Origin of the sequence: Streptomyces sp. NPDC005302 (genome assembly GCF_040607345.1) — a bacterium.
GTDB lineage: Bacteria > Actinomycetota > Actinomycetes > Streptomycetales > Streptomycetaceae > Streptomyces.
Genome location: NZ_JBEXGN010000016.1, coordinates 84,657 through 111,636 on the forward strand (window position 1 = coordinate 84,657; position 26,980 = coordinate 111,636).

Consider the following 26,980-nt stretch of genomic DNA (forward strand, 5'->3'; position numbering starts at 1 on the left):
TCGGTGGCCGGGGATCCGCGCGGCCGGGCGGGCCGGGCGCGCGGATACCCGTACCGGCTAACGGCTTTCGGCCTCGTCCACGGGCTTCCGGTCCGCGGGCTTCTCGACCGTCACGGCGGTCGCGGACGGCTCGTCCGCCGACTCCTCGGCCGCCTCGGACTCGTCGGGCTCCCCCGCCGGGTCGGCCGCCTCGGCGTCGTAGTCCGACAACTCCTCCTCCGGCGCCTCCTGTTCGGCTTCGGCACCGTCCTCGAAGTACGTGTCCAGGACGGCGTCGAGCTGCTCCTCCCACTCCGCGAAGCGGGAACGGGCCGCGGCCTCGATCTCGATGGGGTACCACCGGGCGTCCGGCGTGTGCACCGTGACGGTGAACCGCTTGCCGAAGCGGGGAGACTCCGTCTCCACCGCGCCGATCTCGTCCCAGCGGAACTCCGCCTCCTGATCGTCCAGACGCAGGCGGACACCGCCGTGGTCGGCCCTGATCGAGGCCCGCCGGTCGGAGGCCTCGAAGACGGGGCCGTCCGGCTCGGCGTCGCCCTCCTCGTCGGCCGCGGCGTCGGACTCCGCTCCGGCGTCGGACTCCGCCGCGGACCCGGCGTCCTCGGGGACCGCGTCGGCGGGCGCCTCGTCGGACACCGCGTCGCCGGAGGCCACCGGGTCGGAGGCGGCCGCGGAGGGGGTCTCCTCCGCGGCCGCCTCCCCGGTCTCCTCGACCGCGTCCTTCGGCTCCGCGGGCACGGGTGACGTAAGCCCGGGGATGTACGCCGGGTTCACCGCGGCGGCGTCCAGGGGCTGGCTCTTCGAACCTATGCGCTGCTCCACAGCGCGAAGTATGGTCGAAGATCCTGTGCCGGGCACAGCCAGCCCCCACTTAGCTATGCCTCTGTTACACGGGAACGCCCGTCCCCGCTACACGAACAGACTGACCACGGCGGCCACCGCGAACCCCGCGACGGACAACACCGACTCCAGAACCGTCCAGGTCCGCAGGGTGTCGCGCTCGCTGATGCCGAAGTACTTGCTCACCATCCAGAAGCCGCCGTCGTTGACGTGCGAGGCGAAGATGGAGCCCGCCGAGATCGCCATGATGACGAGCGCGACGAAGGCCTGGGAGTGGTCCCCCTCGGTGAGGAGCGGCGCCACGATGCCGGCCGTGGTGACGATCGCGACCGTCGCCGAGCCCTGCGCGACCCGCAGCACCAGGGAGATCAGGTAGGCCAGGACGATGATCGGCAGGCCGACGTCGTGGAAGGTGTCCGAGAGGGCCTGGGCGACTCCGCTCGCCTTCAGCACGGCGCCGAAGATGCCGCCCGCGCCGACCACCAGGATGATGTTGCCGACCGGCTTGAGGGACGAAGTCGACACGGTCTCCAGGGACTTGCGCGACCAGCCGCGCCGGATGCCGAGCAGGTAGTAGGCGAGCAGCAGGGCGATCGTGAGGGCCACGAAGGGGCTGCCGAAGAACTCGATGACCGAGCGCAGGGTCGACGGGTCGAGGACGATCGAGGAGAAGGTGGCGGCGAGGATCAGCACCAGCGGCGTGCCGATGATGCCGATGACCGTGCCGAGCGGGACGGGCTCCTCGCGCGGGTCGACGCCCTGCGCGCGCTGCTCCTCGACGACGGCCTGCTTGGCCTCCTCGGCCGCCTCGACCATGTCCTGCGGTACGGGGACGAAGATGCGCCGGCCGATCCAGGCGGCGTACACCCACGCGGCGAGGACGGAGGGGATGCCGCAGATGATGCCCATGAGCAGGACCCAGCCGAGCTGCACGTGCAGCAGGCCGGCGGCGGCCACCGGGCCGGGGTGCGGCGGCAGGAACGCGTGGGTCATCGACAGGCCGGCGAGCAGCGGCAGGCAGTAGAGCAGGATCGACTTGCCGGAGCGCTTGGCGGAGGCGTAGACGAGCGGCGCGAGGACGAAGATGCCGACGTCGAAGAAGACCGGGATGCCGAAGATGAGGCCGGTCAGGCCCATCGCGAGCGGGGCGCGCTTCTCGCCGAAGAGGTTGAGCAGGCGGGAGGCGAGAACCTCGGCGCCGCCGCTGACTTCGAGGATCGCGCCGAGCATGGTGCCGAGGCCGATGATGATCGCGACGTGGCCCAGGATGCCGCCCATGCCGGACTCGATGACCGAGACCGCGTCGGACTTCTGGACCGTGCCGAACAGTTCCGTGACGGAGAGTCCGGCGGCGAGGCCGACGGCTATGGAGACGGCGAGCAGGGCCACGAAGGGCTGGAGTCTGACCTTGATGATCAGGAAGAGGAGGAGCGCGATGCCGAGGGCGGCGACCGTGAGCAGTCCGGCCGTGCCGTCGAGAAGGGTCAGGAGGCCGCCGGTGTGCGGTGGCGTCTCGGGGGCTGTCGCGGCGAGCGGATACGACGACATGGGTGGAGGGCCTCGTTTTCGTGAGTCCATCGTGCTTTCGGGCAGGGGGGATCGCGGTGCGGCGCCTCCTGGGTCGGGGGCGCCGCACCGTGACGACGTACGGGGTGCGGGTGTTGAACGGGCGTGAGCCCGCGAGAGTGCGTCAGCCGAGGACGGCGAGGACGTCGATCTCGATGAGGAGCCCGGCCGGCAGACCGACGTAGACCGTCGTGCGGGCGGCGGGGGGCGCGGTGAGGCCCTGCTCCTCGAAGTACTGGTTGTAGATCTGGTTCATCTCGGCGAAGTGGTCGACGTCGGTGAGGTAGACGCGGATCATCATCGCGTCGTCCCAGCCGGAGCCGCCCTCTTCGAGGATCGCCTTGACGTTGGCGAGGGTCTGGAGGGTCTGCTCGCGCAGGGTGGGGCCGGCGGGCGTCGGGGGCTTGCCGTCCTCGGCGGGCAGGAAGCCGACCTGGCCGGCGACCTGGAGGATGTTCCCCTTCTTGACGCCGTGCGAGAACTTCGCCGGCGGGGTGGTGTGGGTCGAGGGGGTGAGAGCGGTCTTGTCGGTCATGCGGTGATCATTCCTTCGTGGGGGCTTTGCCGGAGTAGTCGCGGCTGATGGCGTCCGCCGTACGGCGCACCAGCGGGAGAAGGGTGAGGAGTTCGTCGGCGGTGACGACGACGTTGGGCGCGGAGACCGACATGGCGGCGGCGACCCGTCCGTCGGCGCCGCGGATGGGCGCGCCGACACAGTTGATGGACTCCTCATGGCCACCGAGGTCGGTGGCCCAGCCCTGTTCGCGCACCGTCGCCAGCTCCTTCATGAAGGCGGGGGCGCTGGGGGTCGAACGGGCCGTGTACATGGGGTAGTCGAGCTTGTCGGCGACGCTGCGCCGCTCGGTCTCGGGCAGGTCGGCGAGAAGCAGTTTGGCGACGGCCGCGACGGTGATGGCGACGGGCTTGCCGATCCGCGAGTACATGCGCACCGGGTAGCGGCTCTCCACCTTGTCGATGTAGAGGACCTCGTTCTCCTCGTACACCGCGAGGTGGACGGTGTGGCCGCACTGCTCGTTGAGACGGACGAGGTGGGGGTGGGCGATCTCGCGGACGTCGAGGTTCTCGACGGCTTCCTGGGCGAGGGCGAAGAGGCGGGCGCCGAGGCGGTAGCGCTGGTCGGACTGGCGGTGGACCAGGCCGTGTTCGTGGAGGGTGCGCAGCAGGCGGAGCGCGGTGGACTTGTGGACGCCGAGGCGGTCGGCGACCTGTCCGAGGTCGGCGGGGCCCTCGGCGAGCAGCGGCAGGATGCTCAGCGCTCGGTCGACGGTCTGGCTCATGGCGTACGTACCTCCTCGGCGGCCCGTGCGTCGGCTTCGGTCCAGCCGGGGCCGAGACGAAGTGTCTCCCACGCCCGGTCGTCGAGGGCGGCCAGCCGGTCGGCGTGCCCGCGGGCGGGCGGCTGCGCGAGGTCGCCGGGGACGGTGAGGGCCGCGGCGGCCATCAGGTGGCCGTGCCGGATGCGGTCGCGGACGGGCAGGCCGCGCAGGGTGGCGGAGAGGAATCCGGCGGCGAAGGCGTCTCCGGCGCCGACGGCCGCGACCACGTCGACGTGCAGGGAGGGGACGAAGGTGCCGTCGGCCCGCGCGGCCCCCTCGGGGGTTCGCCGGTCGAAGACGACGGCTCCGTCCTTGCCGTGCTTGACGACCAGGACGTCCGGTTCGGGCAGGGCGGCGCGGACGGCCCGTGCCCCGTGCAGGTCCCAGGCGTCGCTCGCCTCGTCGTCGCCGACGAAGACGAGGTCGGCGCGGCGGGCGAGGTCGAGCAGGACGCGCGGGCCTTCGGGGTGGTCGCGCCACAGGCCGGGGCGGTGGTTGACGTCGAAGGAGACGAGGGGGCGGCCGGGGCGCGGGGCGGTCAGCTCGCGCATCAGGTCGAGGCAGTCGGCGGACAGGGCGGCGGTGATGCCGGACAGGTGCAGCACGCGCGCGGACCGGGTGGCGGCCAGGTCGGTGTTCCCGGCGGTCATCGCGGAGGCGGCGGATCCGGCGCGGTAGTAGGCGACTTCGTGGGCGTCGGTGGCCCGGTCGCCCGCGGTGCGGAAGTAGATGCCGGTCGGGCGGTCGGGGTCGCGGCGGACGGCGGAGGTGTCGACGCCGTACGCGGCGACGGTCTCCACCAGGTGGTCGCCGAACCCGTCGGCGCCGACCCGGGAGACCCAGCGCGCGGAGTGCCCGGCGGAGGCGAGGACGCACGCCACGTTGGACTCGGCGCCGCCGATGCCCCGCTCGAAGGAGGGCACGTCGGCGAGGCGCCCGGCCCGGGTGGGCAGGAAGGTGACCATGGACTCGCCGAGCGCCACCACGTCAACGGCGTCGGTGCCGGTGGCGGTGTCGATGCCGGCGGTGGCGTCGGGCGACGCGGCACCCGCGGGTCCGTTGCTGGTCACGATGGTCGGGGCTCCTCGGTGTAGCGGCCGACGGCGGCGAACGGCACCGTTGACCCTGCGTTGGCTGGGATGTTAGACAGCAGTAAGCGACATACGCAATGAGCGTTGCACACCCTGCAATGCTTCTGGGGACAGCCCACCGCGCACCCGGGACACACACCAAGGAGGCCCCATGAGCGCCGACACCGCCGCCGCACCACTGGCCGCTCTCGCGGCGGAGCGCGTCGACCACCGCTTCAAGGGGCTCCCCCCGGACGCGGACGGCCTGACCGTGGGCGAGCTGGCCGCCCGGCGCCTGAACCTGTTCACGGACGGCTTCACCACTCCGGTGCTCGCCCTCTCCGCCGAGCGCCTGGCCCACAACCTCGAACTGATGGAGACGTACGCCACCCGGCACGGGCTCGCCTTCGCCCCGCACGGCAAGACGTCCATGGCCCCGCAGCTCTTCTGGAAGCAGATCGAGCACGGCGCCTGGGGCATCACGCTCGCCGTGCCCCACCAGGTGCGCGTGGCGCGTGCGTTCGGCGTCGACCGGATCTTCCTGGCGAACGAGCTCGTCGACGCGGCCGCGCTGCGCTGGATCGCCGCCGAGCTGGCCGGCGACCCGGACTTCCGCTTCGTCTGTTACGTCGACTCGGTACGCGGGGTGGAACTGATGGACGCCGCGCTGGGCGGCGGCGCCCGCCCGGTGGACGTGGTCGTCGAGCTGGCCGCCGGCGAGGGCGCCCGCACCGGCGTCCGCACGGAGGCGGAGTGCGCGGCGGTCGCGGACGCGGTGGCGGCCACCTCGACGCTCCGGCTGGTGGGCGTCGCGGGCTACGAGGGCGAGGTGCCGGACGCGGACCCGGAGCGGGTGCACGCCTGGCTGCGCCGGCTCACCGCGCTCGCGGTGGCCTTCGACGGCGCCGGACGGTTCAAGGGCCTCGACGAGGTCGTGGTGAGCGCGGGCGGCAGCGCCTGGTTCGACGCCGTCGCCGACGTCTTCGCGGAGATCCCCGAACTCTCGCTGCCCGTACTGAAGTTGCTCCGGTCGGGCGCGTACGTCTCGCACGACGACGGTCACTACCGGAAGCTGACGCCCTTCACCCGGGTCCCGGAGGAGGGCGCGCTGCATCCGGCGTTCCGGCTCTGGGCGCAGGTCGTCTCCCGCCCCTCCGACGAGCAGGCCTTCGCGAACGCGGGCAAGCGGGACGCGGCGTACGACCTCGACCTTCCCTTCGCCCAGGTGGTGCGCCGGGACGGCGTCGAGCGTCCGGCGGACGGCGTCGAGGTCACCGGGCTCTCCGACCAGCACGCGTGGCTGCGGACGGGGCCCGGGGCGGATCTGGAGGTCGGCGACTGGCTCGGCACGGGCCTGTCGCATCCGTGCACGTCCTTCGACAAGTGGCAGCTGATCCCGCTGGTCGAGGCGGACGGCACGGTCGTCGACTACATCCGCACGTTCTTCTAGAAGAGTGGGTCGTTCCATGGATCACGCCGATCTCGTCATCCGGGACGCGGACGTCGCCGACGGCAGCGGCGCCCCGTCCTACCGCGCCGACGTGGCCGTCCGCGGCGGCCGGATCGTCGGCATCGTCAAGGAGGCGGCGGCCGCCGGCTGTCTGCGGCCCCGCGGGACGCGCGAGGTGGACGCGGAGGGGCTCGTGCTCGCGCCCGGCTTCATCGACATGCACGCGCACAGCGACCTCGCGCTGCTCCGGGACCCCGACCACAGCGCGAAGGCCGCCCAGGGCGTGACCCTCGAAGTCATCGGCCAGGACGGCCTGTCCTACGCGCCGGTGGACGACCGGACGCTCGCCGAGGTCCGCCGGGCGATCACCGGGTGGAACGGCTACGGCGAGGACATCGACTTCACCTGGCGCTCCGTCGGCGAGTACCTGGACCGCCTCGACCACGGCATCGACGGCGAGGGCATCGCTGTGAACGCCGCGTACCTGATCCCGCAGGGCACCGTCCGCATGCTCGCGGTCGGCTGGGACGACCGCGAGGCCACCCCCCAGGAGCTGGACCGGATGCGGCAGTTGGTCGCGGACGGGCTGCGCGAGGGCGCGGTGGGCATGTCCTCCGGACTGACGTACACCCCCGGGATGTACGCCAAGGACGCCGAACTCACCGCCCTGTGCCGGGTGGTGGCCGAGCACGGCGGCTACTACTGCCCGCACCACCGCTCCTACGGGGCGGGTGCCCTCAAGGCGTACGAGGAGATGGTGGCCCTCACCCGCGAGGCCGGCTGCCCGCTGCATCTCGCCCACGCCACCATGAACTTCGGCGTGAACGAGGGCAGGGCACCGGACCTGCTCGCCCTGCTGGACAAGGCGCTCGCGGACGGCGCGGACATCACCCTCGACACGTATCCGTACACGCCCGGCTGCACCACGCTCGTGGCGATGCTGCCGAGCTGGGCGAGCGAGGGCGGGCCGGAGGCGATCCTCGCCCGGCTGCGGGACGACACGACCGCCGAGCGCATCCGGCACCACATGGAGGTCGTGGGCGCCGACGGCTGCCACGGCGTCCCCATCGAGTGGCGCACCATCGAGATCTCCGGGGTGAGCGACCCGGACCTCGGCGGGTACGTCGGCAGGTCCGTCCAGGAATCCGCCGACCTGCGCGGCGAGACGCCCTGGGTCACCGCGCGCCGGCTGCTCGTCGAGGACGAGCTCGGCCCCACGATCCTCCAGCACGTCGGCCACGAGGAGAACGTCCGGGCCATCATGCGGCACCCGGTGCACACCGGGGGCTCCGACGGAATCCTGCGCGGCGACAAGCCGCACCCGCGCGCCTACGGCACCTTCCCGCACTATCTCGGCCGGTACGTCAGGGAGTTGGGCATCCTCTCCCTGGAGGAGTGCGTCGCCCACCTCACCGGCCGGCCCGCCGGGCGGCTGCGGCTGCCCGACCGCGGGCTGGTCCGCGAGGGCTACCGCGCCGACCTGGTCCTCTTCGACCCGGCGACGGTGGCGGCGGGGTCGACCTTCGAGGCGCCGCGCACGCTGCCGACCGGCATCCCGCACGTCCTGATCGACGGCCGGTTCGTCGTCGAGGACGGCCGCAGGACGGACGTCCTGGCGGGACGGGCGGTCCGCCGCACGGCGTGACCGCCCGCCACCGTCGCCCTACGGCTTGGGCAGGACGCAGCCGCTCGCGGCCAGGTTGAGCTTGTTGCCGGTCGTGAAGCACGCCGGGATCTGGTAGGTCTCCTCGGCGTAGTTGATGCCCTGGCGGACGGTGACGTTGCCGCTCGCGTCGACCTCGCACGGGTTGTTCACCGTGCAGCGCTCGCCGTCCTCGTTGCCCGTGTTGTTGACGGCGACGACCTTGCCGGTGGCCTGGTCGACGACCGGGGAGCCCGAGGTGCCGCCGATGGTGTTGCAGGCGGAGGTGTAACGGAGCGAGTCCTTCCAGGTCCAGTCACCCTCCTTGAGGCGGTACACGAAGCCGTCGACGTTGCAGTTGTAGAGCCGCTTCCAGTAGCCGGAGGCCACGGTGATGGCCGTGCCGGCGGTCGGGTGCGTGTTCTGCACGGTCAGCGCGCTGATGCCGTACGAGTTCTTGATGGTCGCGTAGGTGCTGGTGAGCTGGTAGATCGTGATGTCCGTGTCGGTCATCGTGGAGTACGCGACCTTGCTGGCCCGCAGCGTGGCGACCTTCGTGCCGGCCGAGTTGAGCAGGCCGAAGGTCCGGCTGGAGCTCTGGCCGACGATCACCTCACCGGGCTCCGGGAAGCCGGTCTCCAGGCAGTGACCGTTGGAGAGCACGAGCGCCGGGTCGGTGTCGGCCGAGTTGGGGAAGCGGACGACGGATCCGGAGCAGTTGCTGAGCGCGACGGTCCCGGCGAGGCTGACGGCCTGCAGGGTCGGCGCCGCCTTGGTGTCCGCCGTGACGGCGGAGGCCGAGGTGTGCGCGGGAGCCGACTCGGGCGCGGGTGCCGCGACCGCGGGTGCCGCGCCCGCCCCGGCGATCACCAGGGCGAAGAGCGCGGCGACGAGAGGCTTTCTCATGTGGGGGTCCCCTCTTGCGACGTGGGGCGGCCGGAGGTCTTCCGGCCACCTTCTGTTTTGTCATGCGCATTGTGAGGGGGGTGGGGCGGGTGGACAAGAAGCGGTTTCCGGCCGGGGATGTCCCGAACAACACCCTTTACAGAAAGGCCTGTTCGTATGCCTCGTATGCCTCCGCGACGAACCGGAGGAGCTGCTCCGCGCTCGTGGCGACCCGCGCGTCGAGCGCCCGCGCCCGGGTCTCGCGGCTCGGGGTGACCCGGTTGGTGAAGAAGACGGCGGGCCCCGAGTGGAGGCCGCTCTCGCGCCACGCGGCCAGTTCCGTGAGCCCCGCCGAGCGGTCCGGCCCGCGCTGCACGTCGGAGACGAGCAGGTCGATCCGGTCGGCCGCGAAGGCCCGTTCCGCGCCGTCCCGGTCGGTGGCCACCCGCACGCGGGCACCCCGCTGCTCCAGCACGTCGACGAACCGGGTGTTGCGCTCGGGGTGGTCGTCGACCCAGAGGACCTCCATCCCGGCGTACGGCCGCCGCGCGGTCCCGGTGCGCGCGGGTTCCGGATCGCCGTCCGGACGGCCGGGCGCGAGCTGCGGAACACCCTGCTGCAACCGCCCCACCAGGTCGTCCGCCTCCTCCAGCGCCATCAGCTCCTCGACGAGCAGGCCGAAGTTCGCGTCGAGCGCCAGCTCCGGGAAGCCGGTGGGCAACTGCTCCTCCAGACCGGCGAGCAGTTCACCCCGGTCCTCGGCCCCGTCCCGCTCCGGCGCGACCAGGCCGTACGCGCGCAGACAGCTCACCGCGACCGCCCAGTCGCCCTCGACGGGCAGGCCGAACGGCCGGCCGAGCACCCGGCGGGCCGCCCGGTAGCGGAGGAACTCACGGGCCGCGTGCACGTCGGCGCCGTCGCGGGCCAGCAGCACCCGGTAGAAGTCGGGATACAGCTGCTGGAGGAGCAGGACGCGGATCACGGCCTCGGCGCTGAAGGCCTGCCAGACGGGGTTGAGCGCGGACTCCAGGCCGAAGCCGTTGATGAGCCGCTTGATCCGGCGCGGGTTGCGGGCGGAGCGCTGGGCGATCAGCTCGGCGAGGTGGTCGCCCAGCAGGTCCTGGATGCCGGAGCGCCGGGCGCAGGCGTCCACGTACGCGCGGACCTCGGACAGCGCCGGGACCGGCACCCGGTAGCTGGTCTGGAAGACCTTCTCCATGAAGGCCGACCCGGCCGGGGACAGGTCGCGCAGGAGGCCGCTCGGTCCGAGCGCGGAGCGGTCGCAGCCGATCACGAAGGCGAGCCCCGGCACGTCGAGGTAGACCTTCACCGCCTCGCAGACCGCGAGCACCGTCTCCTCGGAGCAGCGGTCGAGGTCGTCGATGAAGACGACGAGCAGGCGCCGGGTGTCGTGCGGCGCGGACGCGGTCCACTCCGCGGTCAGCTCGCGCAGCGCGTCGCGCATGGCGTTGCGCGAGCGGGCGTCGACGGACAGGTCCTGCCAGAGCCGGTCGACGAGGGCGGCGGCACCGAGCGGTCCGGACAGGACGGTGAGCGCCGCCCGGAACACGCCGACGAGCGCCCGCCGCTCGGAGACGCGCTGCAGGGCCCGGCGCAGCACCCGCCGGTCGAACCGCACGAGGACGGACTTGATCAGCCCTTCCAGCGCGTCGGCGCCGGTGGAGGTCCAGGCGTTGTACCAGACCGTGTGGACGCCCTGTCTGGCCCGCAGCTCCGCGTCCACGAGCCGCATGAGGCTGCTCTTGCCCATGCCCCACCCGGCGTCCACGGCGAGGGTGAAGGGGGTGGCGGCGCGCGAGCCGTGCAGCAGCCGGGCGAGTTCGCGGGCGGCCCGGCCGGCGCCCAGCAGATCGTCCCCCGGCCCGGTCACCGGCTCGTCGTTCAACAGCGAGAACTCCATGGCCTGCCTCCCCCTGCGGCAGGGGTCAACCTACTGGGCGGAACGGCCGGCCGGTGGCCTCCCGTCGCCCTGAGGGAGGAACCTCCCCGGCCGGGCTTCCCGGCCCGCGTCCCCGGGCGCCCGGGGACGCGACGTGGCGATCACCAGGGCTTACGGAGCGCCGGGCGGACAAAGCTGTCCGAATCGTCACGTCTCACGTGGTGGAAAACACCCCCCGGTCCTCGTTACGCGGCCGTAAGCTCACGGACATGCAGGTGATCCAGTCCACGAAGCTCGCCAACGTCTGCTACGAGATCCGGGGTCCGGTTCTTGAGGAGGCGATGCGGCTGGAAGCGGCCGGTCACCGCATCCTCAAGCTCAACACGGGCAACCCGGCCGCCTTCGGGTTCGAGTGTCCGCCGGAGATCCTGGAGGACATCCTCCGCAACGTCTCCTCGGCGCACGGCTACGGCGACGCCAAGGGCCTGCTCGCCGCCCGGCGCGCGGTGGTCATGCACAACCAGACCCTCGGCATCGAGACGGACGTCGAGCACGTCTTCATCGGCAACGGCGTCTCCGAGCTGATCGTGATGGCGATGCAGGGCCTGCTGGACGACGGCGACGAGGTCCTCGTGCCGGCGCCGGACTACCCGCTGTGGACGGCGGCCGTCTCGCTGTCCGGCGGCACGGCCGTGCACTACCGGTGCGACGAGCAGTCCGACTGGATGCCCGACCTCGCGGACGTGGAGCGGAAGGTCACCGACCGCACCAAGGCGATCGTCATCATCAACCCGAACAACCCGACCGGCGCGGTGTACGACGACGAGATGCTGCGCGGGCTCACCGACATCGCCCGCCGCCACAACCTGCTGGTCTGCTCGGACGAGATCTACGACAAGATCCTCTACGACGGTGCCACGCACACCGCGACCGCCAAGATCGCCCCCGACCTGCTCACCCTCACCTTCAACGGCATGTCGAAGGCGTACCGGGTGGCGGGCTACCGCGTCGGCTGGATGTCGATCTCGGGGCCGCGCGGGCACGCGGACTCCTACATCGAGGGCCTGACGATCCTCGCGAACATGCGGCTGTGCGCGAACATGCCGGGCCAGCACGGTGTGGTCGCGGCGCTCAGCGGGCGGCAGACGATCAACGAGCTGGTGCTGCCGGGCGGACGCCTCAAGGAACAGCGCGACGTCGCGCACGAACTGCTGACGCAGATCCCGGGCGTGACCTGCGTGAAGCCGAAGGGGGCGCTGTACCTCTTCCCGCGCCTCGACCCCAAGGTGTTCAAGGTCAAGGACGACCGGCAGATGGTCCTCGACCTGTTGCAGCGCGAGAAGATCATGGTGGTTCAGGGGACGGGCTTCAACTGGCCCGAGCCGGACCACTTCCGGGTGGTCACGCTCCCGTCGGTCGGGGACCTGACGGACGCCGTCACGCGCATCGGCAACTTCCTGGACGGCTACAGCCAGCCGTGACGGAGGGCTGCGGGAAGGGCACGGCGTTCACCCTCCGTGCGTGACCCGTCCAGTTCCGCGAACCGGCTCAACTTTAGACCAGATCCAAGCTAGGATGGTTTCCTGTCAGGCACAGGAGGCCATCCCATGTACGAACCGATCCGCACGAAGTCGGTCCACACGGTGGCCGGCACCCCCTCCTCCGACTTTCCCCACCGGTCGCGCGAGGAGGAGCTGGACATCCAGCTCGCCGGTCACCTCGCGGCGCTGCTCGCCGTGACGGACGAGATCCGCACGGTGGCGCCGTCCGCGGATCTCGACACCGCGGCCGAGCGACTGGCCGGTCAGGTGACCCGCCTGCGCGGCGGCTCCACACCGGTCCGCGCCCCGGCCGCCGCCGTCGGCGAGGCCCTGCTCGTGACCCTGCACCAGCGCGCCCACGACCTCGCCGGCCGCGCCCTCGTCGTGGCGGCCTCCCGCGCCGACACGTCCGCGGCGATCCTCTCCGCGGAGCGCATGGACGCCCACGCGGCGGCCACCGGCGCCCGCGAGCTCGCCACCCGCTGAGCCCCGCGTCACCGGGCCCGGGGCCCCTTGATCGGCCTCGGTCCGCGCGCTCCCGCAGCGACGCGCGGACCGGGTGCCATGACCACCGCGCCCCGTGCGACGGCACGTTTCACGCGTCCACCGTCCGCCCGCCACGACACCCCGCGCACCCCAGGAGCGGCAGCGTCCCCTCCGGTTGCGTACCGGGACCCGGTCGTCACCCCGCGTTCACCCTCCGAGACGGGGAACGTTGGATTCCGAGGTGCACTCTCCAGGCGTGAGACGTATCGCGGGCATCGTCCTGGCGGTCCTGTTGATCGGCGGAGTGGCAGCAGCCGTCGTCGCGGGCCGCAATGGTCAGGACAAGGGCACGGCAACGAAGACCGTGCAAGGTGTGATCGGTTCGGAGAAGGCGGAGTTCTTCGCCGACCCCGACGTGGTGAAGGCCCTCGCTGCCAAGGGCTACACCGTGAAGACGGAGACCTCCGGGTCCTGGGCCATGGAAGGCCTCGACCTCAAGGGGTACGACTTCGCCTTCCCCTCGAGCCAGGCGCCGGCCGACGAGCTCGCGGACAAGTACCACGTCCGCCAGCCGCTCCCCCGGCCCTTCTACTCGCCCCTCGTCGTAGTGGCACACCGCAGCGCGGCCCAGGTCCTCGCCGCCAACGGACTGGCCACCCTCGACAAGAACACCGGCACGCTGAAGATGGCCGCCTACCTGGACGCGGCCCGGCACGAACGGACCTGGCAGCAGCTCAAGGGCACCTCGGCGCACGGTGAACTGACCGGCACGCTCTTCATCGCCAGCACCGACCCGGAGACCTCCAACTCCGGCGCCCTCTACCTCGCCGCCGCGTCCTACGTCGCCAACGGCGGGAACGTCGTCGCCGACGACGCCGCGGTCGGCCGGACCGCGCCCCTGCTGCACCGGCTCATCAGCGTCCAGGGCGCCCAGCAGTCCAGCACCGACGCCGAGTTCCGGGACTTCGTCAGCGGCGTCGGCAACCCCCTCGTCCTGGTCTACGAGTCCCAGGTCGCGGCCCTGCTCGCCGAGGGCCAGGACACCGGCGACCTCACCGTGCTCTACCCGGACACCACCGCCAACAGCGACCACACGGTCGTACCGCTCACGCCCGCGGGCCGGGCACTCGGTGAACTCCTCAGCACGGACCCGACGTTGCGCAGGCTCGCCGTGCGGCACGGCTTCCGGCCGCAGGGCGCGACCGGCGAGTTCACGGCGGCGACCGCCGCCCACGCCACCTATCTCAACCAGAAGCTGACCGGCGTCCGGCAGGCGCCCGTGCCCGCCTCCAAGGTGCTGCACGAGATGGCGCGCCGGGCCGGAAACTAGGGGGAAGCGCACATGACCACCGAAGACACGTTCACGCTCACGCCGCCCGAGGCCGTGGCGCCCGTGCCGCGCGAGAAGGCCGGCGGGCTCGTGCCCGTCGACGCCGCCGTGCAGGACGAGATGGCCCGGCGGGCCGCGGAGTACATCGACGGACTCGCCCTCCTGGACGCCCGCTCGCCCGAGTTCGCCGGCAAGGTCGGCGAGATCGCGGGCCTGGGCACCAGCGAGATGCGCGGCGCCGCCGCCCAGTCCAACCGCATGCTGGAGCGGACCATCCGCAGCCTGCCCTCCCGGGGCGAGGACGCCCAGTCGCACGTGGCGGGCTCGCTCGTCGAACTCCGCCGCGTGGTCGAGGACCTGGACCCGCGCGACCTGTCCGCGAGCAAGGGCCGCAAGTTCCTCTCCAAGCTCCCCGGCGGCAACAGACTGCGCGACCACGTCGCCAAGTACGCGTCCGCACAAGGCACGTTGAACAAGATCGTGGGCTCGCTGCGCGGCGGCCAGGACGAACTGCGCCGGGACAGCGCGGCACTGCAGACCGAACGCGTCCGGCTCTGGGAGACGATGGGCAAACTCCAGGAGTACGTCGTCCTGACCCAGGCCCTGGACTCCGCGGTCGAGGCCCACATCGCGGGCGTCGACACCACCGACCCGGCGCAGGCCGACACCCTCCGCTCCGACGTCCTCTTCCCGGTCCGGCAGAAGCAGCAGGACCTGCTCACCCAGCTCGCCGTCTGCGCGCAGGGCTATCTCGCGATGGACGTGGTCCGGCGCAACAACGAGGAACTCATCAAGGGCGTCGACCGCGCGGCCACCACCACCGTCTCCGCCCTGCGCATCTCCGTGATGCTCGCCTCCGCGCTGGACAACCAGCGCAAGGTCGTCGACCAGGTCAACGCCCTGCGCGGCACCACCGAGGACCTCATCCGCGGCAACGCCGAGATGCTCTCCACCCAGAGCGGCGAGATCCAGCGCATCGCCGCCGACCCGGCCGTCGGCGCGGAGACCCTGCGCAACGCCTTCCAGCAGATCTACCGCACGCTCGACGCCATCGACACGTACAAGGTCCGGGCGACCGAGACGATGGCCGCGACGGTGGAGTCCCTCACCTCCGAACTCCAGCAGGCGGGCACCTACCTGGAACGCAGCCGCAGCCAGGGTGCGCTGGAGGGCGGGCTCGGATGAGACGCCTCCGGCAGGCGGCCTGCGCGGCCGTGGCGCTGCTCGCCGTCAGCGCGTGCACGGCCCAGGGAAAGGGGAAGTCCGGGGACGACAGCGCCCCCGAGCCCGGCACCCTCCGTATCCTCGCCTCCAGCGAACTCAGCGACATGAAGCCGGTCCTCGACCGGATCAGGCAGGACACCGGCATCACGGTCAAGCCCACCTACATGGGCACCCTCGCCGCCGTGGACCTGCTCGCCCGCGGCACGGCGGACGACGCCTACGACGCCCTGTGGCTCTCCTCCGACGACTATCTGCACCTGCGCCCCGAGGCCGCGAAGAAGGTCGTCTCCGAGACGCCGGTCATGTCGAGCCCGGTGGCGATCGGGGTCAAGCCGGCCACCTTGAACACGCTCGGCTGGAAGGCCGACGACGTGACCTGGTCCCAGGTGGAGAAGGCCGTGGCGCAGGGGAGGCTGACGTACGGCATGACCGATCCGGCGCGCTCCAACTCCGGTTTCTCCACGCTGATCTCGGTGGCCTCCGGACTCTCCGGCGCCCAGTCGGCCCTCACCGACGCCGACGTGGACAAGGCGACGCCCCAGCTGCGGGAGTTCTTCAAGGGACAGAAGCTGACGTCGGGTTCGTCCGGCTGGCTGGCCACCGCCTACGAGCGCCGCGGCACGGTGGACGCGCTGCTCAACTACGAGTCCGTCCTCAAGGGCGTGAAGGGCCTGACGGTCATCCGCCCTCGGGACGGCGTGGTGACCGCCGACTACCCGCTCTCCTCCCTCGCCGCGTCCTCCAAGGACACCCGCGAGACGGTCCGGCGTCTCGCCGAGGCGCTGCGCGCACCGGACAGCCAGCGACGGATCACCGAGACGACCCACCGCCGCCCGGTCGTCGCCTCCGTCGCCCCGGCCGCGGGACTCGACACCGGACGCCGGCGCGAACTCCCCTTCCCCGGCAGCCGGTCCGTCGCCGACAAGCTCCTCGACGCCTACGAGAACAAGCTCCGCCGGCCGTCCAGGACCGTATACGTCCTCGACACCTCCGGCTCGATGGACGGCGACCGGCTCGACCGGCTGAAGAAGGCGCTCGGTGATCTGACCGGCGACTTCCGCGACCGCGAGGAGGTGACCCTGATGCCGTTCGGATCGGACGTCAAGAGCGTCCGCACGCACGTCGTGCGGCCCGAGGACCCGAAGGCCGGACTCGACGCCATCCGCGCGGACACCCGCTCGCTGAGCGCCGACGGCGACACGGCGATCTACACGTCCCTGGAGAAGGCGTACGAGCATCTCGGCGCCGACGACGACACGTTCACCTCGGTCGTGCTGATGACGGACGGCGAGAACACCCGGGGCGCGAGCCCCTCCGACTTCGACGCCTTCTACCGACAGCTGCCGGACGGACAGCGGGAGATCCCCGTCTTCCCGATCCTCTTCGGCGACTCCGACCGCGGCGAGCTCCAGCACATCGCCGACCTGACCGGCGGCCGTCTCTTCGACGCCCACAAGGGCTCGCTCGACGGCGCCTTCGAGGAGATCCGTGGCTACCAATAGGCTCGTCGGCTTCCTGGAGTCCCGCAAGAACCTCACCGGCAGCGTCTGCGGGATCGCCGGGATCGCGCTCACCTTCGCCGGGATCGCCGGCCCGTACTGGCCGGTGGTCGTCGCGGGCCTGTACGGCGCGGGTGCGCTGATCGCCCCGCCGGAGCGCCCGGCCGCCCCCGACTTCCCCGATCCCTCCGCTCAACTGGAGGCGCTGAGGGGTGACTTCGGCACCCTGCGGGAGTATCTCGACGGGGTGGAGCTGCCGCCCGCGGCGGCCGGCCGGCTCACGGAGCTGACCGAGGTGCTCACCGCGCTGCTCGACCCCGGCTGGGTCGCCGAGGTCCTCGCACAGGACCCGGAGGGCGTGCACGCCCTGTCGCGCGCCGTGCGGCAGGACATCCCCGAGGCGGTCGACACCTTCGTCCGCACCCGGTGGTGGACCCGGCTGGCCCCCGGCACCGAGCCGCCGGAGCGCCACCTGGAGCGCCAGCTCGCGGCGTTGCGGGAGGAGGCCGACCGGCTCGCGGCGGCGCTGCGCGAGACGGAGGCCCGGCGCCAGGAGTCGCACACCCGCTATCTGGAGGAGCGCGGCCGCTCGCAGTGACGGCGTTCCGCCCGGCCGCCCCGGGTGCTCAGCGCCCGTGCCGGCCGCCGGTGTTCACCCGGCCGGCGGGTCAGGCGTTCGCCGCGATCACCACCAGGATCAGGACCACCGCGATCAGCAGCGCCACCTTGAGTGCCTTGGCCCACGGTTCGCCCGTCGTCGGCGGCCGGGACGGCGGGTCCGGCACCGGGGCGGCGACGGGCACGGGAACGTTGAACACATCGTGCCGGGTGACCGCCGCCCGCGCGCACCACGGGCACGACGTCAGATGCGAGCCGTACGCGTGCAGCGGGCGGTCCGGGCAGCGGCGTACGTGGGCGCGCTCGGTGTCCAGCGCGCGCAGCCAGGCCTCCGCCGGGGGCCGCGCCGCGGGCTCGTGGACGCCCGGGCCGAAGGCGGCGAGGGCCAGGGTGAGGAGTTCGGGCGGCAGGACGGAGGGGTCGATGGTGCCGCGCGGGATGACGACCCGCTCGGGCCGGACGACGTAGGAGCAGCTGGCGGCGATGTTGTCCTTGACGGTCGACTCGGAGGCGCTCTCGTGCGGGACCCCGCCGAAGGGGTGGTTGCCCGCGGTCAGCAGCTGGTAGACGAGGACGGCGAGGGCGAAGTCGTCGGTGGCACGGGTCGCGGGGCCGCCGGCCTGCCGTTCCGGTGACGAGTAGTCGGCGGTGTGCATCAGGCAGGGGAAGAGTTCCCCGGTCACCGGGTCGTTGAAGGCGATGGAGTCGCAGTCGAGGAAGGTGACGAAGCCGTTGGCGTCGACGACGACGTTGCTGCTGGAGAAGTCGCCGATGACGAGGTTGTCGTAGTGCATGCGGGCCGTCATGAAGGCGAGGTTCCAGGCGACGCCGAGCAGGAAGCGCCAGTCCGCCCGGTCGGTGAACAGCTTGAGACGCTGGGCGCGGGTGAACAGGCCGATGAGCTGGACGTGCCCCGGTTCGCCGAAGCGGTGCATGGCGTACCCGAGGAACTCGCCGCCCGCACCGCGGGCGAGCGCGGTCGGCCAGGCCAGTTCGGGCGGCTGCGAGGCGTCGGTGGGGCGCGCGGCGAGCGGGGACATGGTGAGCATCCGGGTCAGGCGCCGTTCCTGCTCGGGGCCCGGGGGTTCCCGGTACAGCTTGACGACGGTGGTGTCGTCGCCGACGACGGGGTAGACGGCCGCCTGGCCGCCGCCCTTGAGGGGCAGTTCGGCGAGGAGGACGGGCTCGCCGTCGAGGTACACGGTGAGGCCGCTCACGGCCGCGCCTTGAGGACGGCCCGCAGCAGGGTCTTGTCGTCGGCGTTCAGGGCGGTGAGCCGGTCGGAACGGAGCAGGGTGGCGAGGCCCTCGTGGGCGCTGTCGGTGACGGGTCCGGGCACGTCGAGGGAGCGGAAGACGGCCTCCACGAACGAGGGGTTCGGGGACGGCGCACCGCTCGCCGAGCGGTTGAGCGCGGCCTGCGCGAGGCCGTCCGTGGAGAGCAGCACGCCGTCGACGCCGTCGTCGGACAGGCAGTCGGTGTGCACCCAGCGGGCGGCGTCCGGCGAGGTGAGGAAGACCGTCTCGTTGCTGTACTCGCCGGCCGGCGGCGGCTGGGGCAGCAGATGGAACTGGCGCTCCCCGTCCTCCGTACCGGCCCGCAGGACGACGAATCCGTCGCCCACGCTCAGATGGCCGACCCAGCCCCGGGCGAGGACGACCACGGTGAGCGTGGTCGCGAAGTCCGCCGCGTCGGCGCCCGTCCGGTCCAGGAATACCTTGCTGACGTCGTGGAAGGCCTCCTCCAGGACGGCGTGCACGGCCTCGCCGGGGCGGCGGTCGGCGGTTGCCCCCGCCCTGCGCGCGAAGTGTTCGACGGCCAGCTCGACGGCCAGCCGCGAGCCCTCCTCCGAACGCGGCCTGCTGCCCGCGCCGTCCGCGACCGCGAGGACGGCGACGGACGCGGTCACCGCGTACGCGCAGGCGTCCTGGCAGGGCAGTCCCTGGCGGCGGTGGCGGTAGCCCTCGACGCTCATGCCGTGGATCCGCCACGGCGTCTCGTGCTCGTCGGCTCCGGTCATCGCTCAGCCGTCCCGTCCGGTCATCGTCACGACTCCCAGGCCGGGCGCTGTGTCTTGAACTGGCTGAAGATCTTCTCGAAGACCTCGTCGCCCGCGCCCTTCTGCTCGGCGCCCGCGCTCGCGGACATCATCTGGAGCAGCTCGCGGAACGGGAACCCCTGGAGACGGGCGTTGAACTTCGGCGCGAACGCCTGGAGCACCTGCTCGCCGCGGTCGGTGATCCCGCCGACGCCGATCGCGTACAGCCGGAAGCGGCGGGCGCGCTGTTCCTCGGCGAGGACCGGGATCAACCGGTGCCAGGAGTCGGAGAGATGGCCCGTGGCGTCGGTCGGCAGTCCGTCGGTGACGAGGCAGATCTGGGGCCGGTAGTACTGGAGTCCCGAGGCGCGCAGCTCGGCCTTGCGGGCGGCGACGATGTGCATGGCCAGGTCGAGGGCCTCGGTCATCAGGGTGACGCCGGCGGCGACGAGCTGCGGTGGCTGGAACATGTGGGCGGCCACGAAGGGGCTCACCGGGACGCCCGGGGCGAGGAGTTGGGGACCGCGCCAGGCGGCGACGCCTTGGCCGCCGAAGGTGACGACGGCGACCTCGACGCTGTAGCTGAGGCTGACGTCGTCGTGCAGTTCACGGGTCCACTCCATGAGCGCGTTGTTGAGCGTCTGGATGGGCCGGCCCGCCATGGAGCTGGACGTGTCGAGGCACAGGACGAGCGGCAGCCGCTGCGCGTTGTTCTCGAACTCGATGTCGGCGTACTCCGCCGGCAGGGTGGGCGGGTATTCGCTGTGCATGGAGGTCTCTCCTGGTCTCAGGGCCGGGCGGCCCGGGCGTGCCGTCCGGTGGTCGGCGGGAACGCGTACAGGACGTCGGCGTCCTGCTCCCGCGCGTCGGTGACGTCGACGAGCGCGCCGGGAACGGGGGGCGGGCGGCCGGGTTCGGCCCACACCGCCCGGTACAGCACGCGGTCGAGCTCGACATAGCCCTGCGGGTGCAGCTCGGTGCGGACGACGGCGGAGCGGGCGGGGCCCGGTACGTTGCCGACCCGCCGGTAGCGGTGGGCGGGCGCGGCGACCCGCAGGCGGGTGGTGCCCTCGTCCGCGGCCCGGCCGCGGCCGGCCGGGTCCGGGGTCCTGATGCGGGTGGTGCTCTCGTCGGCGGCCCGGGGAGGGGCCGACCCGGCGGCGTCCGGCACGGCTCCGACGACGGGGGCGGCGAGCGCGCGCCGGGACAGGGAGCCGACCGCGTGGGAGGAGCGGCGCACGAGGAAGAGGAGGGCGCCGAGCAGGACGACGAGCACGGCGCACAGGACGGCGAGGATCCGGGTGGCGGTGTCGGAACCGCCGGAACCGGAGTCGCCGCCGCTCTTGCCGTCCCGCGCGCCCTGCTCGCTCCTGGCCGTCCCGGTGGTGCGGGACGGGGTGGCGACCGGCGGGTCGACGGAGTCCGCGACGGCGTACGTGTGGCGGGCCAGGTCGGCGGCCTGGCCCTGGGCGATGAACGCGGCGCCGGTCAGGGAGCCCTTGCCGAGCACGGCGCACGGGTCCTTGGGGTTCTCGGGGTGGCAGGCCCGCAGGTCGGCCAGTTCGGCGACGGCGCCTGGGGTGAGCCGGTCGATCGTGGCGTCCTTCGCGACGAGCCGGCCCCCGCGGTCGGCCAGCAGGAGGAGCGCGGTTCCGCCCGGTCCGGTGCGGCCGCCCGCCGGGACCTCGACGACGAGGTTCTCCCGGCCCTCCCACAGCGTGCGTTCGACGCCCCTGCGGTCGTCCGCGTCGCCGTCGAAGGGCACGGCCCGGTCGAGGGTGACGTGGACCGTCCCCTCGTCGATCCACCGGGACCAGCACCGCAGTCGCCGGCCGAGATCCGTACCGCACGTCGCTCCGGCCGCCGACGCCGCGGGAGCGAGAACGGCCAGCAGTCCAAAGAGCGCGATGACCGAGAAAGAACGCCGCATGGGCAACCCCCCGTGGCCCAAAGGCACACCCCCGTGGCCCTGAAAGGCACGTGCTCATAGTGGCGGTAACCGGCCGTCGGCCGAAAGGGTTTGGGAAAGCCGGCGGAATTCACTTCTACAACGCGAACACCTGGTGGCACCGGGTGAACATCTGTCTCGCCCGTTCCACCCAGTCATTGGCCAAAGCATCGAAATCCGCTTGGGTCATCCGGCAGGTCAGCGGAAGGTCGCACACACCCGCGAGGCACGGGCGGGGCCCGCGGACGTCCCACACGGACAGCATGGGATTCAGCTGTTCGGTGTTCCAGGCATTCGACGCGGCGGCGGCGACGGCGAGTTGGTCCTGGCGCAGATAATGCCCGTCGGTCGCGAAAGCGACCAGAAGCCTCTTGGTCGTCATGAAGCGCACGGTCACCGTCCGGCCCGTCTCCGGGAGATCGAACCCCATGGAAACGGAATCGGGATCGGCCGTGGTGTGGTAATTCCGCCCGGCCACCCAGTTCCGCACCAACTGCCGCCAGTGCGTGCCGATCTCCAGGATCTCGTGGCCGCCGCCGGGAAGGGAGTCAGGCGCCGGCACGGCCCACCGCCCCGGCGACCATCGCGTCGGTCAGACCGGCGTCCAGCAGGGCCTGGGCGTGCAGCAGCAGACAGGAGGGCACGGACGCCGTGCCGCTCTCCTGACGGCGCTTCGCGAGGTCCCTGGTGCGCACCTTGATGCTGTGGGCCACCGCGGGCGGCGGCCAGGCGGCCGGGCGGCGTTCCGGCTCCAGGAGGCCGGCGAGCAGGTCGTCGAGACGGGGCCGGTCCTCGGGCCGCTTGGCCAGGCAGCGCGCGATCAGGGCCCGCAACGCCGGCGGGATGCCGTCCAGTTCGGGTTCGGCGAGGGCGACCCGGTAGCGCACCGCCTCGCCGCTGCCGTGCGGGGGCCGGCCGGTGAGGGCGTACACGAGGACCCCGCCGAGGGAGAAGACGTCGCTCGGCGGGCCGACAGGGGCCCCCTTGATCTGTTCCGGCGACATGAAGGGCGGGGTGCCGACGACGACGCCGACCTGGGTGAGTCCGGGGGCGCCGTCCACCCGGGAGATCCCGAAGTCGATGACGCGCGGGCCGTCGGAGGCGAGGAGCACGTTGGCCGGTTTCAGGTCACGGTGCACGACGTGGGCGGCGTGGATCGCCTGGAGTGCCTCGACCAGCCCCGCGCCGAGGCGTCGTACCTGTGGTTCGGGCAGCGGTCCGTCGGCGCGGACGGCCTCGGCGAGCGAGGGCCCGGGCACGTACAGCGTGGCGAGCCAGGGCAGTTCGGCCTCGGTGTCGGCGTCCACGACGGCGGCGGTGTAGGCGCCGCTGACCACGCGTGCCGCCGCGACCTCGCGGGCGAACCGCTCCCGGAACTCGCGCTCCGCGGCGAACTCGGGCCGCACCACCTTGACGGCGACCTCACGCCCCGCGGGCGAACGGCCGAGATACACCCATCCCATGCCGCCGGAGCCGAGCCGCCCCACGATGCGGTACGGGCCGATCCTCAGGGGGTCACTGACCGGTGTGCGCACCCCGCCCACCTCATTTCGGGGTTCACTGCTGGATGTCAGGAGTGTCCCCCGAAATCCGCGCTTTTTCAGCCGTTCCGGCACGGGCGGGGACGCCGGGACGAAAGAGGCCGGGGCCCCGCACAGTGGTGTGCGGGGCCCCGGCGGGGTGCTGTCACCGCGGCCGGTCCGGACGACGTCGCGGGTCAGGGCGACGGGACCGGCCGCGGAGCGGCGGGCGGGCGTCAGCCCAGGCGCTGCACCAGCGCGCGGTACTCGTCCCACAGCTCCGTCGGGGTGTGCTCGCCGAAGGTGTTGAGGTGCTCGGGGACCAGCGCGGCCTCCTCGCGCCAGACCTCCTTGTCGACCGTGAGCAGGAAGTCGAGGTCGGAGTCGGCCAGTCCGAGTCCGTCGGTGTCGAGGGACTCCCGGGTCGGCAGGACGCCGATCGGGGTCTCGACGCCCTCGGCCTTGCCTTCGAGGCGCTCGACGATCCACTTCAGGACACGGCTGTTCTCGCCGAAGCCGGGCCACACGAACTTGCCCGCGTCGTTCTTGCGGAACCAGTTCACGTAGTAGATCTTCGGGAGCTTCGCCGGGTCCTTGTCCTTGGCGACGTCGACCCAGTGGCCCATGTAGTCGCCCATGTTGTAGCCGCAGAACGGCAGCATGGCGAACGGGTCGCGGCGCAGCTCGCCGACCTTGCCCTCGGCGGCGGCGGTCTTCTCGGAGGCGACGTTCGCGCCGAGGAAGACCCCGTGGTTCCAGTCGAAGGACTCCGTCACCAGCGGCACCGCCGTGGCGCGGCGGCCGCCGAAGAGGATCGCCGAGATCGGCACGCCCTTCGGGTCCTCCCACTCGGGCGCGATGATCGGGCACTGCGAGGCGGGCACCGTGAAGCGGGCGTTGGGGTGCGCGGCGGGCGAACCGGACTCGGGCGTCCAGTCGTTGCCCTTCCAGTCGGTGAGGTGGGCCGGAGTCTCCTCCGTCATGCCCTCCCACCAGATGTCGTTGTCGTCGGTGAGCGCCACGTTGGTGAAGACGGAGTTGCCCCACAGGGTCTTCATCGCGTTGGCGTTGGTGTGCTCACCGGTGCCGGGCGCGACGCCGAAGAAGCCGGCCTCGGGGTTGATGGCGTACAGCCGGCCGTCCTCGCCGAAGCGCATCCACGCGATGTCGTCACCGATGGTCTCGACGGTCCAGCCCGAGACGGTGGGCTCCAGCATGGCGAGGTTCGTCTTGCCACAGGCGCTCGGGAAGGCCGCGGCGACGTACTTCGACTCGCCCTGCGGCGGCGTCAGCTTGAGGATGAGCATGTGCTCGGCGAGCCAGCCCTCGTCGCGCGCCATCACGGACGCGATGCGCAGGGCGTAGCACTTCTTGCCGAGCAGGGCGTTGCCGCCGTAGCCCGATCCGTACGACCAGATCTCGCGGGACTCGGGGAAGTGCGAGATGTACTTCGTGGAGTTGCACGGCCACGGCACGTCCGCCTCGCCCTCGGCCAGCGGCGCTCCGAGCGTGTGCACAGCACGCACGAAGAAGCCGTCGGTACCGAGTTCGTCGAGGACGGGCTGTCCCATGCGGGTCATGGTGCGCATGGAGACGGCGACGTAGGCGGAGTCGGTGATCTCGACGCCGATCGCGGAGAGGTCCGAGCCGAGGGGACCCATGCAGAACGGGACGACGTACATCGTCCGGCCCTTCATGGAGCGGCGGAAGACGCCCTTCTCCCCCGCGAAGATCTCCCGCATCTCGGCGGGAGCCTTCCAGTGGTTGGTCGGGCCCGCGTCCTGCTCCTTCTCGGAGCAGATGAAGGTCCGGTCCTCGACCCGGGCGACATCGGTCGGGTCGGAGGCCGCGTAGTACGAGTTGGGGCGCTTGATCGGGTCGAGCTTCCTGAAGGTGCCCTTGCGGACGAGCTCCTCGCTCAGTCGCTCGTACTCGGCCTCGGATCCGTCGCACCAGACCACGTTGTCCGGCTCGGTCAGTTCGGCGATCTCGTTGACCCACGAGATCAGTTCCTTGTGGTTGGTCGGGACGGGAGCCGCGATGTCGCGCGCCACGATTGCTCCTAAATGAGGGTTTTGTTGTTGTGCCCCGTGGGGGCTGCGACCCGGATGCTTCACGGTGGTTGACCCCCTGGCGCTCATCCGGTGCCGACCGCACTCATTTGATCATCCGACTGAACCGCCCATATGTCCAGAGGGCCTCACACCTGAGCGGAGTGAGCATCGCCACTCGCCGGAGGGTTTCCCCCCGCTTGCTTCGGGTTCACCGCGAGTACCCCCGCGCCGTCCGGCCAGCCGCGTGAGACCATGACCACTATTGGGTGGCTCCTTACGCCGGACTGACGCGTAACTTACGGTTCCGTAGGTACGATTCGGCCCATGACTGCGTCCGTCCCCGACGCGCCCACGGACTCGCCGGCCGCCGGCCCCGCGTCCATCGCGCACACCCTGTCGGAAGAGATCAAGCCCAAGCTCCGCGGCTGGCTGCACCTCGGCATGTTTCCGGCCGCCCTCGTCGCCGGACTGATCCTCACCGCACTGGCGGACTCACCTCGCGGTCGCGTCGCCTGCGGGATCTTCGCCCTGACGGCCTGCCTGCTGTTCGGCGTGAGCGCCCTCTACCACCGCGGCGACTGGAGCCCGCGCATGGACGGCGTCCTGCGCAGACTCGACCACGCGAACATCTTCCTGATCATCGCGGGCACCTACACCCCGCTCACGATGCTGCTGCTCCCGGACGCCAAGGGGAAGTGGCTCCTGTGGAGCATCTGGGCCGCCGCGGCGGCCGGCATCGCCTTCCGGGTGTTCTGGGTCGGCGCGCCCCGCTGGCTCTACACCCCCTGCTACATCGCGATGGGCTGGGCGGCCGTCTTCTTCCTCCCGGACTTCATGCGCACCGGCGGCATCGCCGTCCTCGTCCTGGTCGTCGTGGGCGGCCTGCTCTACAGCGCGGGCGGGGTCATCTACGGAATCAAGCGCCCCAACCCGTCACCGCGCTACTTCGGCTTCCACGAGGTCTTCCACTCGCTGACCCTCGCGGCGTTCGTCGTGCACTACGTCGGCATCTCCCTGGTGGCCTACCAGCACGGCTGACCCCTCCGGGGCGCCACCAGCGCCCCCGGACCCCCTTCTCCAGCGGTGGCCGCGGCTTTCGAGCCGCGGCCACCGCGCGTTCCCCGGACGGACAGCGAGCCCCGATCGACCGGGGCTCAATGAATTGACAGTCACCACCTTTTAAAAGTCACTCTCATCAGATGGTGGCGATCAGCTTAGATACTGGCGATCAGCGATCACAGGCGACGACATCGCCCGGCGCGACCACGCCGCTGACGGCCCCAGGCGCCCGGCGCCCTGGTCGCGGGCACACTCGTGCCAGGACACCACCACGGCGCCGGCCCCGTCAGATGCCGGACAATGAGGGCCATGGCCGCCACCGCACAGAGTTCCCCTCCCGCCGCGGAGCCCCGGCCGGGGCTCCGCGAACGGAAGAAGACCAAGACCCGCATCGCGATCCGCGAGGCGACGTACCGGCTCATCGAGACGCGGGGGTACGACGCGACGACCGTCGAGCAGATCGCGGAGGCGGCCGAGGTCTCCCCCTCCACCGTGTTCCGGTACTTCCCCACCAAGGAGGACATCGTCCTCACCGACGAGTACGACCCCCTGCTGGAACAGGAACTGCGAGAGCGCCCGGCCGACGAACCCTGGTCCGATTCCTTGCGCCACGTGCTCCGCGAGGCCATCGGCCTCGGTCCGTCGCAGGACCCCGAGGTCTGCCGGCTGCGGACACGGCTGATGGCCGAGGTCCCCTCGGTGCGGTCCCGGATGATGGAGAGCGCCTCGGTCACCGGGAGAATCCTCAGCCGGGCCATCGCCGAACGCGTCGGCCGCGACCCGGACAGCCTGGAGGCCCGCGTCCTCGCCATGTCGCTGATCGGCGCACTGATGGAGACCTCCCTCTACTGGGCCGAGACCGGCCACCGGGAAGACTTCGCCGACCTCGTCGACCGGACCGTCAGCGTCCTGGAGCACGGTCTGCCGCCCGGAAACCCGGAGGCCACGGGCGCGCCCCGCATGTCATCCTGAC

At 71.8% G+C, this 26,980-nt stretch carries 24 protein-coding genes; 10 read left to right on the forward strand and 14 right to left on the reverse strand.

Annotated features, from left to right (window positions below; genetic code table 11):
• Positions 1-57: 57 nt before the first annotated feature.
• The 5 genes from ABZT74_RS23245 to ABZT74_RS23265 form a co-directional block, all read right to left on the reverse strand.
• Positions 58-822, reverse strand: a complete 765-nt coding sequence (locus ABZT74_RS23245; protein ID WP_356437740.1) for a hypothetical protein — start codon at positions 820-822, stop codon at positions 58-60.
• 87 nt (positions 823-909) lie between these two features.
• Entirely contained in the window at positions 910-2,388 is a 1,479-nt protein-coding gene (locus ABZT74_RS23250; RefSeq protein WP_356166337.1) for a gluconate:H+ symporter, read from the reverse strand.
• A gap of 142 nt (positions 2,389-2,530) precedes the next feature.
• Complete coding sequence (locus ABZT74_RS23255) at positions 2,531-2,941, reverse strand: RidA family protein (RefSeq protein ID WP_355865364.1); 411 nt, start codon at positions 2,939-2,941, stop codon at positions 2,531-2,533.
• A 7-nt stretch (positions 2,942-2,948) separates the two neighbouring features.
• Positions 2,949-3,704 carry an IclR family transcriptional regulator gene (locus tag ABZT74_RS23260; protein WP_355865367.1) on the reverse strand — a complete coding sequence of 252 codons (756 nt, stop codon included), beginning with the start codon at positions 3,702-3,704 and terminating at the stop codon, positions 2,949-2,951.
• Positions 3,701-4,762, reverse strand: coding sequence for a sugar kinase (locus tag ABZT74_RS23265; RefSeq protein ID WP_356437852.1), 1,062 nt, complete (start codon positions 4,760-4,762; stop codon positions 3,701-3,703). The genes ABZT74_RS23260 and ABZT74_RS23265 overlap by 4 nt, the downstream gene beginning before the upstream one ends.
• A gap of 223 nt (positions 4,763-4,985) precedes the next feature.
• Between ABZT74_RS23265 and ABZT74_RS23270 the strand changes: the two genes are divergently transcribed.
• Positions 4,986-6,263, forward strand: coding sequence for an amino acid deaminase (locus ABZT74_RS23270; RefSeq protein ID WP_355865370.1), 1,278 nt, complete (start codon positions 4,986-4,988; stop codon positions 6,261-6,263).
• A gap of 16 nt (positions 6,264-6,279) precedes the next feature.
• The gene (locus ABZT74_RS23275; protein WP_356437742.1) at positions 6,280-7,908 is read left to right on the forward strand and encodes a D-aminoacylase; all 1,629 of its coding nucleotides are present in this window, start codon (positions 6,280-6,282) and stop codon (positions 7,906-7,908) included.
• An 18-nt stretch (positions 7,909-7,926) separates the two neighbouring features.
• On the opposite strand, the gene ABZT74_RS23280 is transcribed toward ABZT74_RS23275, so the two are convergent.
• Together ABZT74_RS23280 and ABZT74_RS23285 are read right to left on the reverse strand one after the other, a co-directional pair.
• Entirely contained in the window at positions 7,927-8,811 is an 885-nt protein-coding gene (locus ABZT74_RS23280) for a serine protease (RefSeq protein WP_355865376.1), read from the reverse strand.
• 136 nt (positions 8,812-8,947) lie between these two features.
• Positions 8,948-10,711 carry a P-loop NTPase fold protein gene (locus tag ABZT74_RS23285; RefSeq protein WP_356437745.1) on the reverse strand — a complete coding sequence of 588 codons (1,764 nt, stop codon included), beginning with the start codon at positions 10,709-10,711 and terminating at the stop codon, positions 8,948-8,950.
• A gap of 248 nt (positions 10,712-10,959) precedes the next feature.
• On the opposite strand from ABZT74_RS23285, the gene ABZT74_RS23290 reads away from it, so the two are divergent.
• The 6 genes from ABZT74_RS23290 (at position 10,960) to ABZT74_RS23315 (ending at position 17,368) form a co-directional block, all read left to right on the forward strand.
• A complete protein-coding gene (locus ABZT74_RS23290) occupies positions 10,960-12,171 on the forward strand; it encodes a pyridoxal phosphate-dependent aminotransferase (RefSeq protein ID WP_356437748.1) in 1,212 nt (403 codons plus the stop codon).
• 126 nt (positions 12,172-12,297) lie between these two features.
• Positions 12,298-12,717, forward strand: a complete 420-nt coding sequence (locus ABZT74_RS23295; protein WP_355865385.1) for a hypothetical protein — start codon at positions 12,298-12,300, stop codon at positions 12,715-12,717.
• Between the two features lie 256 nt (positions 12,718-12,973).
• Positions 12,974-14,047 (forward strand): substrate-binding domain-containing protein, encoded by a 1,074-nt coding sequence (locus ABZT74_RS23300; RefSeq protein ID WP_356437751.1) that lies wholly within the window; start codon positions 12,974-12,976, stop codon positions 14,045-14,047.
• 12 nt (positions 14,048-14,059) lie between these two features.
• Complete coding sequence (locus tag ABZT74_RS23305) at positions 14,060-15,232, forward strand: toxic anion resistance protein (RefSeq protein ID WP_355865390.1); 1,173 nt, start codon at positions 14,060-14,062, stop codon at positions 15,230-15,232.
• Positions 15,229-16,773, forward strand: coding sequence for a VWA domain-containing protein (locus ABZT74_RS23310; RefSeq protein WP_356437754.1), 1,545 nt, complete (start codon positions 15,229-15,231; stop codon positions 16,771-16,773). Before ABZT74_RS23305 ends, ABZT74_RS23310 begins: the two co-directional genes overlap by 4 nt.
• On the forward strand, positions 16,760-17,368 hold the full coding sequence (locus tag ABZT74_RS23315; RefSeq protein ID WP_355865396.1) for a hypothetical protein: 609 nt from the start codon (positions 16,760-16,762) through the stop codon (positions 17,366-17,368). The genes ABZT74_RS23310 and ABZT74_RS23315 overlap by 14 nt, the downstream gene beginning before the upstream one ends.
• 70 nt (positions 17,369-17,438) lie before the next feature.
• Here the strand turns inward: ABZT74_RS23315 and ABZT74_RS23320 are convergent, their stop codons facing one another.
• The 7 genes from ABZT74_RS23320 to ABZT74_RS23350 all read right to left on the reverse strand — a co-directional run bounded on the left by ABZT74_RS23320 (position 17,439) and on the right by ABZT74_RS23350 (position 24,948).
• On the reverse strand, positions 17,439-18,605 hold the full coding sequence (locus ABZT74_RS23320; protein ID WP_356437756.1) for a hypothetical protein: 1,167 nt from the start codon (positions 18,603-18,605) through the stop codon (positions 17,439-17,441).
• Positions 18,602-19,408, reverse strand: a complete 807-nt coding sequence (locus ABZT74_RS23325; protein ID WP_356437758.1) for a PP2C family serine/threonine-protein phosphatase — start codon at positions 19,406-19,408, stop codon at positions 18,602-18,604. Before ABZT74_RS23325 ends, ABZT74_RS23320 begins: the two co-directional genes overlap by 4 nt.
• A gap of 26 nt (positions 19,409-19,434) precedes the next feature.
• A complete protein-coding gene (locus tag ABZT74_RS23330; protein ID WP_356166366.1) occupies positions 19,435-20,196 on the reverse strand; it encodes a hypothetical protein in 762 nt (253 codons plus the stop codon).
• A gap of 17 nt (positions 20,197-20,213) precedes the next feature.
• Positions 20,214-21,356 carry a hypothetical protein gene (locus ABZT74_RS23335; protein ID WP_356437760.1) on the reverse strand — a complete coding sequence of 381 codons (1,143 nt, stop codon included), beginning with the start codon at positions 21,354-21,356 and terminating at the stop codon, positions 20,214-20,216.
• A 115-nt stretch (positions 21,357-21,471) separates the two neighbouring features.
• Positions 21,472-21,936, reverse strand: a complete 465-nt coding sequence (locus tag ABZT74_RS23340; protein WP_356166372.1) for a hypothetical protein — start codon at positions 21,934-21,936, stop codon at positions 21,472-21,474.
• On the reverse strand, positions 21,923-22,909 hold the full coding sequence (locus ABZT74_RS23345; protein ID WP_356437763.1) for a serine/threonine-protein kinase: 987 nt from the start codon (positions 22,907-22,909) through the stop codon (positions 21,923-21,925). The genes ABZT74_RS23340 and ABZT74_RS23345 overlap by 14 nt, the downstream gene beginning before the upstream one ends.
• Before the next feature lie 221 nt (positions 22,910-23,130).
• Positions 23,131-24,948, reverse strand: coding sequence for a phosphoenolpyruvate carboxykinase (GTP) (locus ABZT74_RS23350; protein WP_356437766.1), 1,818 nt, complete (start codon positions 24,946-24,948; stop codon positions 23,131-23,133).
• Between the two features lie 324 nt (positions 24,949-25,272).
• Between ABZT74_RS23350 and ABZT74_RS23355 the strand changes: the two genes are divergently transcribed.
• Complete coding sequence (locus tag ABZT74_RS23355) at positions 25,273-25,986, forward strand: hemolysin III family protein (RefSeq protein ID WP_356437768.1); 714 nt, start codon at positions 25,273-25,275, stop codon at positions 25,984-25,986.
• Between the two features lie 330 nt (positions 25,987-26,316).
• Positions 26,317-26,979, forward strand: a complete 663-nt coding sequence (locus tag ABZT74_RS23360; protein WP_356437771.1) for a TetR family transcriptional regulator — start codon at positions 26,317-26,319, stop codon at positions 26,977-26,979.
• The last annotated feature ends 1 nt before the right edge of the window (position 26,980 follow it).

Bases quoted from the DNA above. Each gene is read 5' to 3' on its own strand.
- ABZT74_RS23305 (WP_355865390.1), top strand. From the start codon at position 14,060: ATGACCACCGAAGACACGTTCACGCTCACGCCGCCCGAGGCCGTGGCG.
- ABZT74_RS23335 (WP_356437760.1), bottom strand. From the start codon at position 21,356: ATGCGGCGTTCTTTCTCGGTCATCGCGCTCTTTGGACTGCTGGCCGTT.
- ABZT74_RS23255 (WP_355865364.1), bottom strand. From the start codon at position 2,941: ATGACCGACAAGACCGCTCTCACCCCCTCGACCCACACCACCCCGCCG.
- ABZT74_RS23330 (WP_356166366.1), bottom strand. From the start codon at position 20,196: ATGCACAGCGAATACCCGCCCACCCTGCCGGCGGAGTACGCCGACATC.
- ABZT74_RS23290 (WP_356437748.1), top strand. From the start codon at position 10,960: ATGCAGGTGATCCAGTCCACGAAGCTCGCCAACGTCTGCTACGAGATC.
- ABZT74_RS23250 (WP_356166337.1), bottom strand. From the start codon at position 2,388: ATGTCGTCGTATCCGCTCGCCGCGACAGCCCCCGAGACGCCACCGCAC.
- ABZT74_RS23275 (WP_356437742.1), top strand. From the start codon at position 6,280: ATGGATCACGCCGATCTCGTCATCCGGGACGCGGACGTCGCCGACGGC.
- ABZT74_RS23355 (WP_356437768.1), top strand. From the start codon at position 25,273: ATGACTGCGTCCGTCCCCGACGCGCCCACGGACTCGCCGGCCGCCGGC.
- ABZT74_RS23310 (WP_356437754.1), top strand. From the start codon at position 15,229: ATGAGACGCCTCCGGCAGGCGGCCTGCGCGGCCGTGGCGCTGCTCGCC.
- ABZT74_RS23325 (WP_356437758.1), bottom strand. From the start codon at position 19,408: ATGACCGGAGCCGACGAGCACGAGACGCCGTGGCGGATCCACGGCATG.
- ABZT74_RS23280 (WP_355865376.1), bottom strand. From the start codon at position 8,811: ATGAGAAAGCCTCTCGTCGCCGCGCTCTTCGCCCTGGTGATCGCCGGG.
- ABZT74_RS23260 (WP_355865367.1), bottom strand. From the start codon at position 3,704: ATGAGCCAGACCGTCGACCGAGCGCTGAGCATCCTGCCGCTGCTCGCC.
- ABZT74_RS23270 (WP_355865370.1), top strand. From the start codon at position 4,986: ATGAGCGCCGACACCGCCGCCGCACCACTGGCCGCTCTCGCGGCGGAG.
- ABZT74_RS23360 (WP_356437771.1), top strand. From the start codon at position 26,317: ATGGCCGCCACCGCACAGAGTTCCCCTCCCGCCGCGGAGCCCCGGCCG.
- ABZT74_RS23285 (WP_356437745.1), bottom strand. From the start codon at position 10,711: ATGGAGTTCTCGCTGTTGAACGACGAGCCGGTGACCGGGCCGGGGGAC.
- ABZT74_RS23295 (WP_355865385.1), top strand. From the start codon at position 12,298: ATGTACGAACCGATCCGCACGAAGTCGGTCCACACGGTGGCCGGCACC.